The organism is Streptomyces odontomachi (assembly GCF_024435355.1).
Lineage (GTDB): Bacteria > Actinomycetota > Actinomycetes > Streptomycetales > Streptomycetaceae > Streptomyces > Streptomyces odontomachi.
The window spans coordinates 281,084-292,715 of sequence record NZ_JAMJWG010000001.1 but is presented as its reverse complement, the minus strand read 5'-3'; the positions used below and the strand labels follow the sequence as shown (position 1 = coordinate 292,715).

Here is an 11,632-nt window from a genome sequence, read left to right as displayed (position 1 = left end):
GTCAGGCAGTGCTCTAACGGATCGTGCGTGTCTTACTCGCAGCCCTCGGGGTCGGCCAGCATCACGTTGGCCTGCACGTCGAGGTTCTTGCGGCCGCGCAGTGCGGTGCAGCAGTCGGGCTTCTTCTCCTCGACCTCAGCGTCCTCGATGTTCGCGATCTCCATCATGGGTCAACACCTCCTTCCTGTGCGGTTCTCTGCCGTGCCCTCCATCCTCCGCCGGGTCCAGCGGAGGAAGCTTTCGGGCGCGCTGCGGCATGCCGGTGCCGGCTAGCCGAGCGCGCGTAGTACCAGGACGATCACCATCACGACGCCCTCGCCGATGATCAGGCCGGATGCGGCGGTCTCCAGTGAGGTCCTGCGGTCCGGGTGGTGGTGCAGCACGCCGAGGCGGACGAGTCCGCCCAGGCCGACGGTCAGCGCGTAGCCGGGCGGCAGCAGAATGCCCAGGCCCAGCATGGTCGGCATGGCCTTGCCGACGAAGGTCAGCGCGATGCCGATCGGGCCGCCGACGCCCATGGCCAGGCCCATCGTGCCGGTGTAGCCGCCGCTGCCGCGCACGGTGGAGTCGATGAAGCCGAGCGCCTGGGCGACCGGGGCGGGGAAGCCCGTCCCGCCGATCACCTGGAGCCTGGCCAGCAAAACGATCACGCTGATGCCGAGGACGGCGCCGATCACGCCTCCGATCGCCTGCGTCCACAGGATGCGCCGCCCGGGTACCGACTCCTCCTCGGGCGCGCTGTCGGCCACCTTCACCGCGTAGCTGTAGTAGAGCGAGGCGACGGCCGTGCTGCAGATGGTCGCGGAGGCCAGGGTGACGGTGGTGGAGCCCAGGCCGAGCGCGGCCAGCAGGGCCACGCTCAGGTACAGCGTCGGTGCGAGCGGTGCGATGCCGACCTCGCCGCCGGCCCGGTTGAGGAAGAGGCTGAACACCAGCACCAGTGCCGCGGCGAGGACGACCAGGCCGACGCGTTCGAGCGCCGAGGGCCCTTGCGTGGCGGCCATGGTGCCCAGTACCGCCGCGGCGGTGACGGCGACGGCCAGGGACCAGCGGCGGCCGGTCGGGGAGGCGAGCAGCGGGCGGCATGCGGCGGTGAGCGCGTGCGCCAGTGGGCCGCGCACCTTCACCAGCGACATCAGCGAGTAGCCCAGGATGATGCCGACGCCGCAGGCCAGGACCCACGGGTAGGCCAGGTGGTGGTCGTAGGAGGGTTCCGCCCCGCCGCCCTGCTGCACCAGCCACATCGCGACGGCGTAGAGCGCGCCGAGCACCATCCAGCCGCACGCCACCGGGCCGATCAGGATGCCGAGACCCACCAGCAGCGGCGACAGGGACAGCGCCAGGTAGGACGGCAGGCCCGGCAGGGCGGGGGTGGTGTCGCGGTCCCAGAGTTGCGCGCCCAGCGCCAGCACACCTCCGGCGGCGGCGGTGAGCGGCAGGACCCGGCGCACGCTCCTGGTCTGCTCGTCGCCGGACCGCGTCAGGGCGTTCATCAGGGTCACCGCGGGCCGCAGCGTCGGATAGGGCAGCCGCTCGGCGAACACGAAGCTCCGTGCGACCAGGACCCCGATGAGGGCGCCGCACAGGTTCGCGCCGATGGCCAGCGCGATCAGCACGGCCCAGCCGGGCACCCGCCCGGTGCGCAGCATCATCGCGCCGATCCCGGTGTCGAGGGCGGCGGTGGCCACGTAGCCGCTGGAGGCCAGCGAGAAGACGATGAACAGGTGCTGCCAGTCAAGCCGCCGGACCAGCCGCAGCAGGGCCGCACCCAGCAGCGCCACCAGTGCCGAGCCGCCGAACGACGAACCGGTCTTGAACAGCACCAGCACGTTCAACACGCACAGCAGCGTGCCGATGGCGCAGCCGATGAGGATCGTGGTGGCGAACGAGCGCCAGGGAGCCGACGTCGGCCGCTCCGCTAAGCCGGCCGGCACGAGCAGCTCGGGGCTGGCCGCAGCGGCTGCGGCGGACGGGGTGGGCTGCGTGTCGTGACGGTCGGGCATGACGCGGCTCCCCCTTTCCGGTCGCAGGCTGAACGGCCGAGTCCCACTGAATCGAGATTTACCGATTCAGCATGCGGATGAAGGTACGGGTGGCGCGAGTCGAGCGTCAAGGGGCCCTCGCGGACCGCTCCGCGCCCGACCTGAAACCGGCTGACTTGGCGTTCACGAACGCATTTTGACGTGACGTCACCGTTCAGGAAGCCGTCTGGGCAGGGGCGGGCGAACCCGGTCCGCGCGCGCCGCCGGCACGGGTTCGACGAGCACCGTTCTCCGCGTCACGCACGCCTCCGGGCAGCACCTCGCCCTCGATGCCATCCTGACCTGAGCACCGATCCGGCCCACGTCCGTGCCCCATCAGGAGAACCCGCCGTGTCCCTGGCCCGCCCTGCCGCCCCCACCATCGCCCCGCTGACCAGGGCTCACGCCCACGACGTCCTGGCGATCTACCAGGCCGGCATCGACGAGGGCGACGCCACCTTCGAGACGACAGCGCCCACCTGGGACGCGTTCGACGCGGCGAAGCTCCCCGAGCACCGCTTCGTCGCGCTCGCCCCGGCCACCGGTCAGGTCCTCGGCTGGATCGCCGCCGGCCGGGTGTCACCGCGTGCGGCCTACGCCGGGGTGGTCGAGCACTCGGTCTACGTCGCCCCGCAGGCGCGCGGACGGCACGTCGGCCGCGCGCTGCTCGACACCCTGATCGGCTCCACGGAGGCCGCGGGGATCTGGACCGTGCAGTCCGGCATCTTCCCCGAGAACGCGGCGAGCCTCGCCCTGCACCGGCACGCCGGGTTCCGGATCATCGGCACGCGCGAGCGCATCGGCCGGCAGCACGGCCGCTGGCGCGACGTCATCCTCATCGAGCGTCGCAGCCCGAAGGTCGACTGACGCGCCAGGACCTGGCTGCCTTCCCCGTTGCCTTCGGGCGGACTCACCCTTCGGCCGGCACGGGGTTCGCGGGGGCCGGTTGGCGAGGTGCCGGGGTGCTGAGCGCCTCCAGCGGTTGCCGGGCGCCCTCCACACCGCCGGCGAGCGACCAGACCACGATGGCCACGAGACCGACCGCCCAGAACGCGGCGATGAGCAGGTAACTCGGCGTGGGTCCGAGCCGTTCGGCGAGGTCCGGGAGGTAGAGCGTGCCGAACGCCGCCCCGATCCGACCCACCCCGACGCTGATGCCCACACCGGCGGCCCGCAGATGCGTCGGGAACAGCTCGGTGAAGGTGGGGTACGCCGCCGTCCAGGCACCCGTGGCGCAGGCGCAGGACAGCATGAACGCCAGCAACGTGGCCGTCTTGCCACCGGACTCGGTGGCCACGGCGAGGACGCCGACGCTGGCCGCCGACGCGCCGTAGTAGAAGCCGACGGTGCCGCGGCGACCGATGCGTTCGAACCCGAGCGTCATGGCGGTCCCGCCGATGAGCCCGCCGACGTTGCCCAGGATGAAGAAGAACGGGATCTCGCCGTCGCTGTATCCGAGACGCTTGAGGACGACGATCGACAGCACGGCGAAGATCCCGTAGAAGCCGAAGGCCTCGGACAGGTCCAGGAGGCAGCCGAGCGCCAGCCGGCCCGGGTGGCGGCGCACGAGCGCCACGACCGCTTCCACCGCTGAGCCGCCCGACTCCGCCCCGGCCCGGATCGGCGCATGTGCTGCTTCGGGCGTGACGCCCGCGGATCGTTCCAGCCGGGCGACGATCTTCTCGGCCTCCTCGAACCGTCCCTGCGAGACCAGCCAGCGCGGTGACTCGGGCACCCGGCGCCGGAACAGCAGCACGACCAGGGCCAGCACACCGCCGAGCGCGAAGCCGTAACGCCAGGAGACCGTGGTGGGCAGGCTCAGGGTGTTGAGCATCACGTAGGCGATCACACCGCTGGCGATGGCACCGATGGACCAGAAGTTCATCACGCCGGCCGACGCGGTGCCGCGCACCTTCGCGGGCATGAACTCGGCGATGGCCGCGTTGATGATGGCGTACTCCGCCCCCACCCCGAGCGCCGTGCTGAAGCGGAGTAAGTAGACGACGTCCAGCGAGGGGCTGAGCGCGGTCAGCATCGTGAAGGCGCTGTACCACAGCAGGGTGTGGACGAAGAGGCGACGGCGGCCGAACCGGTCGGCGAGCCGGCCGCCCGCCGCCGCGCCCAGCATGATGCCGATGAGCCAGACCCAGTAGATGAAGGACGCCTGGTGGGTGCTGGCATGAAAGTGCCCGCTCAGCGGGCTGATGACGTTGCCCACGAGGTTGATCTCCAGGGAGTCGAACAGCCATCCGGCGCCCAGCGCCAGAAGGATTCCCTGATGGGTACGGGACCAGTGCAGCCTGTCCAGTCGGGCCCCGAGTGTCACGGCCTCGGGCGGGGACGATGCGGGCATCCCCCTCCTTCCTCTGCGTCGTCGTCGATCCGTTGCGGCACGGCCTGTGCGCGCACCGCTGCGCGCGTCGCCTGGTCCCGGTGGGTATGGGTTCCCGGCGGGTGGGGGCTCCCGGCCCTGCGGGGCCTGGTGCGGCGCTAGGTCCTGTCGTCAAACTCCCGTCGTTGCCCGAAGGGCGGTCCGGCGGGAGTTTGACGACAGGGCCTAGCCCACGCAGTACCGGGGCGGGGTGAGGGTTCCGGAGGTTTGCAACTGCGCCAGCAGGCTGCGGACGACCGCTCGGACCGCGCCCGCGACGTCCTCACGTCCCACGGGCTGCCCGCCCTCGGTCGGGTCCAGCGGGGCCGCGCCGTCCCCGTAGTGCCAGCGCCAGCCCTTCTCCCCCAGCGTCAGCTCGGGCAGCGCCATCGTGTCGGGGTCGGCGCCGTGCGCGTCATCGAGCTCCCGCACCTCCGCGATACCGGCCGCCGCCGCGCCGGCGAGCAGGGCGGGGGCCCGGCCGACCGACTTCTCGACCCAGACGCGGGAGGGAAAGAGCGGAGACCCCACGAGGGGTCGAACGGGTAAGTGTGGGTCCGGATCCGGCCACGGGCCCGGGTGTCCGGTGGCCGTGAGCAGTTCCGGCACGCTGGAGTCGTAGACGTGGTAACGCCCCCGGGAACGCTCCTCCGTGGGCAGTATCTCCAGGCAGGTGGTCCACCAGCCGGTTTCGTTGGTGCTGACGAACGCCTCCGGCAGTCCGGCCTCGCGCATCGACCGGGCCTGTGCCCGCCAGTCGTATGCGAGGGAGACGAGCCGGGGTGCGGCGCGCCCGTGGTCGATGTCGAGCAGTGCGTAACAGACACGTGGTGTTCCGTCGTTGGCAGGCCGGCCGATCACGCCGACGTTCACGACGAGGGTCTGCCCGAACCGGCGGATCCACGGCAGGCCCGAGTGCGTCGCGAGGATCACGTCGGCACCGCTGCTCGCGACCCGCGCGGCGTGTGCTTCGTCCGGCAGCGACTCCCACCAGAAGTCGTTGTTCGCCAGCGGCGAGCCATGGACGAAGTGCACCTCGCACCCGTGGATCGTCTCGCGACGCTCCGTGGGCAACTCCCCCATCCAGGCCGCGAAGCGCCGGCTGGTGTGGGCCAGCGTGTGGTCGTACATGATCTGGGCGTACTGCTGGTCCCGGGGGTCCCGGTAACCGCACCCGCAGTCCGCGCCGCCCGCCGCGATGGCGACGTCGTAGTTTCCCGCCACGCACACCACGTCGTTGTCGGTGAGCAGCGGCCACACGGGCTCCGGTTCAGCGCCGTAGCCACCGAGATCTCCCAGACAGTAAAGGCGCTGTGCACCTCGCGCGCGTGCGTCCTCGCAGAAGGAGGCCAGCGCGTAGGGGTTGGAGTACACACCGCCGCAGACGGCGATCCTCATGGGCTGGTCCTCACCCGCCGCGAAAGGCCGGTCAACTGAGGGCAGCCGACGGGGTGTCCGCCTCGGCATCCGCCGGAGCCGCGCCGCAGCAGGTCGGCGTGCCGGTACCGGCGAGAGGGTGACCGGGGTCGATGGGACGCAGATCGCACCCCATGATCTTGTCGAAGATCTTCAGCGTGCCGAACGCGAACTCGACCGGGCGGCGCCAGCCCGTCCAGCACTCCGGGGGGTACGTCCAGTGCTTGCCGGCGACCTGGGTGTGGCAGCAGTGCACCGGTCCGGCCTGCGTGGCCTCCCGCCAGCCGAGCTCGGCGGCGCGGTCCACGACGGCGTCGAAGGCGGCACGGGTGGCCTCCGACTCGTCCCGCATGTCGATGCCGACGTGGTCCATGAACGGCTTGGCCAGCGTCACGGCGCCGGGGATGCTGTCGTCCTGCGCGATGGGGATCGAAGAGAAGATGAAGTGGACACCCACGTCGGTGGAGTACTTGATGTAGCCGGGTTCGGCGTTCTCCGGCCGGTACCCCAGCGCCGTCAGTTCGGCGTGCGGCAGGGCGTCGACGTCCTCGACCTTGACGTGGGCGTGCACGGAGTCGGTGAAGCGGACGGCGTCCGCGAAGGCGAAGTCCTCGTCCATGACGGAGAGCACCTCGCGGCGCTCGGTCGCATTGATGAGCTTCAGCTTCTCGACCTCGGCGAGAACACGGTCGACTTCCTGACGATTCAGGTCCATTGCGGCATGTCCGTTTCTCTTGTAACTCAAAGCGGAACGGCGGAGCAGCATTCGGTGAACGCCTGGATGGATGGCCGGCCGTATCGCCACCCTGGACGCGATCACGACTTGATCCAGGCCCGCAAAAGGCTGGCACCCTGCTTCAACACTTGTCAATACAGTGCCGCAATGGCGTTCCAGGAGACGAATGCATACCGCATCTGCCCCATCGACGACCGCCATCGATTACTGCCGTCGCAGTCGCGCCTCGCGCCATACGGACGCCCGTTGGCCGACAGCTCTTGCGGGTGCGCGCACATAGCGGATTCGAGGAATCAGAGGTGGTGTTTCAAGAAATGCCGCGAGGTCCACTCAGAATCCTCGCGTGCGCAGAACTCGGTCCAGCGAGCTCAAATGTATCGATCACGGCCAGCGGTCAAGTGCCCTGTTGACTGACAGCAACGCCCCTCGCCACATTCCACACTACCGAACAATGACTACAGAGTTGATGTGCCGCGACCGCGCGGCTCGGAGGGTCAGTGCCGAGCCGAATGGACTCCGTCACGCTATCGATACAAGCCTGGGTCTTCGAGTCCTATCTCGGCCACGGCGGCGCGATGTCACTTCGGACCCTCATTCCACGGCTTCGACACCCGCCCTCCGCGCGATCCGAGATCGTCCCCACCCCTGCTCACTCAGGCCCCTCGCACGCCGCACTTTCCAGGGACCGATCCCGACCGGGCCATGCGAGCACGGGACGCCGCACACCCATGGACGCGGGATCGGTGATGCGTGCTGCGGACGTCTCGGGCGTACTGACGGGTTGGACTGGCCGAAAACGAATGGCGGCCATCGTCAAGGGTGCGCTCGGCACCGCCATGCGCTTATTGCGCTGCACGCAATTTCCTTCTGAACTCTTTGCCGTCACCGCAAGTCTGCTTACCGTCACGCCATGGCCGGGGCGGGCGCCCCGGTGGACAGCGGACGACGACGTTCACGCAGGGAGAGCAACCGTGGCAGCAGACGAGCAACAGCGCGAGCCGGTGGGCCGGGGCCCGGGGGGCGGGGTACCGCAGGAGCAGCACGCGGTCGTGGTCGGCGCCTCCAGCGGCATGGGAGCCGCGATCGTCAAGGCGCTGCGCGCGCAGGGGATCAAGACGCTGGCCCTGGACCTGCCGTCGGCCTCGTGGGGCGACAAGGCGGCGGGCATGACGGGCCCGGTGGACATCACGGACGTGGCCTCGGTGGAGTCGGCGCTCAAGGGTGCCGAGGAGGTGTTCGGGGCGGTCGAGATCGTCGTGAACTGCGCCGGGATCCTCGGCCCTGTCGCCCCCACGGTGGAGACGTCGCAGGAGACGTTCGAGCGGATCGTGGACCTCAACCTGGGGGGTGCGTTCACGGTGACGCGGGCGGCACTGGAGCTGATGCTGCCGCGCGGCTACGGACGGGTCGTGCACATCGCCTCCGTGGCGGGCAAGGAGGGCAACCCGCAGATGGCGGCCTACTCGGCCGCGAAGGCGGGGGTGATCGGGATGGTCAAGGCCGTCGGCAAGGAGTACGCCGCCTCCGGCGTGACGGTGAACGCCGTCGCGCCGGCCTCGGTGGAGACGCCCCTCATCCAGGGCATGACGCCGGAGCGCCAGGAGGTCCAGAAGTCCCTGATCCCGATGCACCGCTTCGGCACCGTCCAGGAGATCGCGCACCTGGTCTCCTACATCGTCTCGCCGCAGGCCTCGTTCACGACCGGGTTCGTGTACGACGCCTCGGGTGGCCGGGCGGATTACTGACACCGAGGCGCGCGACGACGCACGCTTCCCGACGAACAGGACGACGCACCATGTCAACGACGACCAGGTCATCCGGCTCTGCCTCCGGTGCGACCGGGGGGCGCCCGGAGCCCGGCACGGTCCCTGCCTCCACGGACTCCGGCAAGCGCGGCCCGAGCCAGGGCGAGAAGGCCTCCGCCGCCGGTTTCGTGGGCTCCGCGCTGGAGTACTACGACATGTACATCTACGCCTCGGCCTCGGCCCTGGTGTTCAGCCAGGTGTTCTTCCCGGATGCCGGGGCGATGGGCCTGCTGCTGAGCCTGGGCTCCTACGGCGTGGCCTACGTGGCCCGCCCGCTGGGCGGGTTCCTGGCCGGTCACATCGGCGACCGGTTCGGGCGCCGCAACATCATGATCATCACGCTGATGGCGATGGGCGTGGCGACGTTCCTCATCGGCTGCCTGCCCTCCTACGCCACGATCGGCATGTGGGCGCCGACCGTGCTGATCGCGCTGCGCTTGCTCCAGGGCCTGTCGGTGGGCGGCGAAGCCTCCGGTTCGGCCTCCCTGACGCTGGAGCACGCCCCGGAGGGACGCCGGGGCCTGTACTGCTCGTGGATGATCAACGGCATCTGGGTGGGCTACATCCTGGCCACCCTGGCGTTCATCGGGGTGGCGGCGCTTCCCGAGAAGCAGATGCTGGCCTGGGGGTGGCGGGTGCCGTTCTGGGTCTCCGCGGTCATCGTGATCGTGGGCGTGGTCATCCGCCGCGCCCTGGAGGACCCGAAGGCGTTCCGGGAGCAGAAGGAGCAGGGCAAGGTCGCCAAGGCGCCCCTCGGCCTGGTCTTCAGACACCAGCCCGCGGACGTGGTGCGCGTGGTCTTCGCGGCCTTTCTGATCGTCATCAGCTCGGTGGTGCCGGTGTGGGGCCTGACGTACGCGACGCAGGTGGCGGGCGTGGCCTCCGCGACGATGCTGTGGGCGGTGGTGTTCGGGTACGCCACCGCCCTGGTGACGCAGCCGCTGTTCGCCGCGCTGAGCGACAGGGTGGGCCGCCGTCCGGTGCTGATCGGCGGCAACCTGTTCGGTGCCGTGGCGGTGTGGCAGTTCTTCTGGGCCGTCGGGAACGCCGACGTGCCGATGATCTACCTGGGCTTCTTCCTGTGCATCACGCTCGGGTTCGCCGCGACGAACGCCGTGTACCCGGCCTTCTTCAGCGAGATGTTCCACGTCCGCTTCCGCGTCAGCGGCATGGCCGTGGGCCTGCAACTGGGCATGGTCCTGACCGGGTTCTCCCCGACGATCATCCAGGCCGTCTCCGCCGCCACCGGCAACTCCTGGTGGCCGGCGGCCGCGTTCACCTCCCTGGCCTGCGTGATCTCCGCGATCGCCGTGGCCACGGCCGACGAGACCCACAAGGTCCCGCTGGCGCAGCTGGGCCGGCAGATCGACTGACGTGTCCTTCACGCAGCTGCGGCGGTGGGGCCCTCCCGACGAGGGTGTCCACCCCGCCTCAGCGTGCCCGGCCCCGGTCGGCGAGGTAGCGGTCGGCCACCGCGACGAGGGCCTCGCCGAAGCGGGCGACGTCGGCACGGCCGCACCGCATGACGGGCAGGGCGATGCTGAGGGCGGCGTGCTGCCCGTCCTGGCTGCCGAGGCTGATGGCGAACGCGGCCACGCCGACCTCGCTCTCCTCGAAGTTGGCGGCGATGCGCTGCTTGCGCACCTTGTCCAGGGCTTCCCGGAGCTGGTCCATGTCGGCCCCGAGCGGGCGTCGCCGGCGCCCGCTGGAGGCCACCTGGTAGCGGGCCTGGACGTCGTCGTCGGAGAGGCTGGCGAGCATGGCCTTGCCGGCGGAGGTGACGTGCGCGGACAGCCGCACGCCGGTGCGCAGGCCGAACCGGATGACGTGCCCGGTGGCCTCGATACCGTCGACGTGGTGGATCTCGGTGCCGACGAGGGTGGCGAGGTGCACGGTCTCGTCGACCTCCTCGAAGAGCTGCTCCAGGTAGGGACGCACCTGGTCGCGCAGGGTGGGGGCGGAGTTCGCTGCGGGGCGGGCCAGCTCGGGGCCGGGGAGGTAGCGCCGGCGCTCGCCCTGCCGGGCGAACCCGTCTCCGGCCATCGTGGCCAGCAGCCGCTGGGCCGTGGACGGGTTGACGTCGAGGGCGGCGGCGGCCTCCGTGACGCTCAGCGAGCCCGCCGAGGCCAGCAGCTTGACGAGGACGAGCACGCGGTGCGCCGCCTCCACGCGAAACTCTTTATTGCGCTCCATGCAACGAATCTACTTTATATTGCGCGACTCGCAAGCGAGTGCATACGGTCGCATCGAGCCTGGGAGCGGGGAGGCCGCACCGACGTGGGCGCCTGAAAGCGCGTCACCACTTCGACCGCCGCCGTGCCATGGCCCCCCGCCGGGGACCCGGCCGAGGAGCCCACCCCACCAGCAATGTCCCGCCCGCAGCCCTGCGGCAGGGGAACCACACCGTCGGAGGTGCCTGACATGACCACCACCCCTGGCCTGCCCACGCAGACCCCGGAGGCCGCGGAGACCCCGGAGACCGCGGGGGCCCCGAGCCCGGAGCGCTCCGCGATCGTGACCGGTGGCGCCGGAGGCATCGGGTCCGTGATCTCGGCCCGGCTGGCGCTGTCCGGCTACCGCGTGGTCGTCGCGGACGTCGACGGCGCCCGCGCCGAGGCCACCGCGAAGAGCCTGCCCGGCGATGGCCACCTCGCCTTCGGCGGCGACCTGACGTCGTCGGCCGTGAACGCGGACCTCGCGGCGGCGGCCACCAGGCTGGCCCCGATCGGGGCGGTCGTGAACGCCGTCGGCATCTCCCCGAAGCGGGAGGGGCGCAAGATCGGGCTGGGCGAGATCGACGACGCCCTGTTCCACCAGGTGATGGCGGTCAACGTGGCCGCACCCTTCTTCCTGGTGCGGGAGGCCGCCCGGCTGATGCCCGACGACGGCAGCGCGAGCGTCGTGAACCTGCTGTCGATCGCGGGGCGTACGGGGACCGGCGGCCCGGCGGGCGCCCTGCACCCGCCGTTCCTGCCGTCGGCCATGGTCTACGGCGCCTCGAAGGCCGCACTGGCGAACCTGACGATCAGCCTGGCGCACGAGCTGGCCGAGCGACGCATCCGGGTCAACGGGGTCGCCCCGGGGTTCGTACAGACGCCGATGATGGGCCAGGTCCCGCCGACCGGCTCGATCGTGGAGCAGGTCCCGGCCCGCCGGTACGCGCGCCCCGAGGAGGTCGCGGCGGCCGTGGCGTTCCTGCTGTCCCCGCAGGCGTCCTACATCACCGGCACCAGCATCGACGTCGACGGCGGCTGGGCACCCCGCGCCTGACCCCGCTGCCGGC

Annotated in this window: 10 protein-coding genes; 4 read left to right on the top strand and 6 right to left on the bottom strand. The window is 70.8% G+C overall.

From position 1 onward, the window contains the following. Positions 1–32: 32 nt before the first annotated feature. Together NQO67_RS01185 and NQO67_RS01180 are read right to left on the bottom strand one after the other, a co-directional pair. Entirely contained in the window at positions 33–167 is a 135-nt protein-coding gene (locus NQO67_RS01185; protein ID WP_255945389.1) for a hypothetical protein, read from the bottom strand. A gap of 102 nt (positions 168–269) precedes the next feature. Continuing rightward, complete coding sequence (locus tag NQO67_RS01180) at positions 270–2,003, bottom strand: OPT/YSL family transporter (protein ID WP_255945388.1); 1,734 nt, start codon at positions 2,001–2,003, stop codon at positions 270–272. 375 nt (positions 2,004–2,378) lie between these two features. Here NQO67_RS01180 and NQO67_RS01175 point away from each other — a divergent pair, with 375 nt between their 5' ends. Further along, positions 2,379–2,888, top strand: a complete 510-nt coding sequence (locus tag NQO67_RS01175) for a GNAT family N-acetyltransferase (RefSeq protein ID WP_255946663.1) — start codon at positions 2,379–2,381, stop codon at positions 2,886–2,888. A gap of 43 nt (positions 2,889–2,931) precedes the next feature. Here NQO67_RS01175 and NQO67_RS01170 read toward each other — a convergent pair whose 3' ends face one another. The 3 genes from NQO67_RS01170 to NQO67_RS01160 all read right to left on the bottom strand — a co-directional run bounded on the left by NQO67_RS01170 (position 2,932) and on the right by NQO67_RS01160 (position 6,523). Beyond that, complete coding sequence (locus NQO67_RS01170) at positions 2,932–4,374, bottom strand: MFS transporter (protein ID WP_255945386.1); 1,443 nt, start codon at positions 4,372–4,374, stop codon at positions 2,932–2,934. A 204-nt stretch (positions 4,375–4,578) separates the two neighbouring features. Further along, the gene (locus NQO67_RS01165; RefSeq protein ID WP_255945384.1) at positions 4,579–5,790 is read right to left on the bottom strand and encodes a metallophosphoesterase family protein; all 1,212 of its coding nucleotides are present in this window, start codon (positions 5,788–5,790) and stop codon (positions 4,579–4,581) included. Positions 5,791–5,821: 31 nt separating this feature from the next. Next, positions 5,822–6,523, bottom strand: coding sequence for a hypothetical protein (locus tag NQO67_RS01160; RefSeq protein ID WP_255945382.1), 702 nt, complete (start codon positions 6,521–6,523; stop codon positions 5,822–5,824). A gap of 992 nt (positions 6,524–7,515) precedes the next feature. Between NQO67_RS01160 and NQO67_RS01155 the strand changes: the two genes are divergently transcribed. Beyond that, positions 7,516–8,289 (top strand): SDR family NAD(P)-dependent oxidoreductase, encoded by a 774-nt coding sequence (locus NQO67_RS01155; protein WP_255945380.1) that lies wholly within the window; start codon positions 7,516–7,518, stop codon positions 8,287–8,289. A 50-nt stretch (positions 8,290–8,339) separates the two neighbouring features. Next, positions 8,340–9,722, top strand: a complete 1,383-nt coding sequence (locus NQO67_RS01150) for an MFS transporter (RefSeq protein WP_255945368.1) — start codon at positions 8,340–8,342, stop codon at positions 9,720–9,722. Positions 9,723–9,780: 58 nt separating this feature from the next. Here NQO67_RS01150 and NQO67_RS01145 read toward each other — a convergent pair whose 3' ends face one another. Beyond that, positions 9,781–10,542, bottom strand: coding sequence for an IclR family transcriptional regulator (locus NQO67_RS01145; RefSeq protein WP_255945366.1), 762 nt, complete (start codon positions 10,540–10,542; stop codon positions 9,781–9,783). A 228-nt stretch (positions 10,543–10,770) separates the two neighbouring features. On the opposite strand from NQO67_RS01145, the gene NQO67_RS01140 reads away from it, so the two are divergent. Continuing rightward, positions 10,771–11,619 carry an SDR family NAD(P)-dependent oxidoreductase gene (locus NQO67_RS01140; protein ID WP_255945364.1) on the top strand — a complete coding sequence of 283 codons (849 nt, stop codon included), beginning with the start codon at positions 10,771–10,773 and terminating at the stop codon, positions 11,617–11,619. Positions 11,620–11,632 lie beyond the last annotated feature (13 nt).

What these genes read in the sequence shown, in the direction of transcription:
- NQO67_RS01185 (WP_255945389.1), bottom strand. Translation starts at nt 167, where the DNA reads ATGATGGAGATCGCGAACATCGAGGACGCTGAGGTCGAGGAGAAGAAG.
- NQO67_RS01180 (WP_255945388.1), bottom strand. Translation starts at nt 2,003, where the DNA reads ATGCCCGACCGTCACGACACGCAGCCCACCCCGTCCGCCGCAGCCGCT.
- NQO67_RS01170 (WP_255945386.1), bottom strand. Translation starts at nt 4,374, where the DNA reads ATGCCCGCATCGTCCCCGCCCGAGGCCGTGACACTCGGGGCCCGACTG.
- NQO67_RS01165 (WP_255945384.1), bottom strand. Translation starts at nt 5,790, where the DNA reads ATGAGGATCGCCGTCTGCGGCGGTGTGTACTCCAACCCCTACGCGCTG.
- NQO67_RS01160 (WP_255945382.1), bottom strand. Translation starts at nt 6,523, where the DNA reads ATGGACCTGAATCGTCAGGAAGTCGACCGTGTTCTCGCCGAGGTCGAG.
- NQO67_RS01150 (WP_255945368.1), top strand. Translation starts at nt 8,340, where the DNA reads ATGTCAACGACGACCAGGTCATCCGGCTCTGCCTCCGGTGCGACCGGG.
- NQO67_RS01145 (WP_255945366.1), bottom strand. Translation starts at nt 10,542, where the DNA reads ATGGAGCGCAATAAAGAGTTTCGCGTGGAGGCGGCGCACCGCGTGCTC.
- NQO67_RS01140 (WP_255945364.1), top strand. Translation starts at nt 10,771, where the DNA reads ATGACCACCACCCCTGGCCTGCCCACGCAGACCCCGGAGGCCGCGGAG.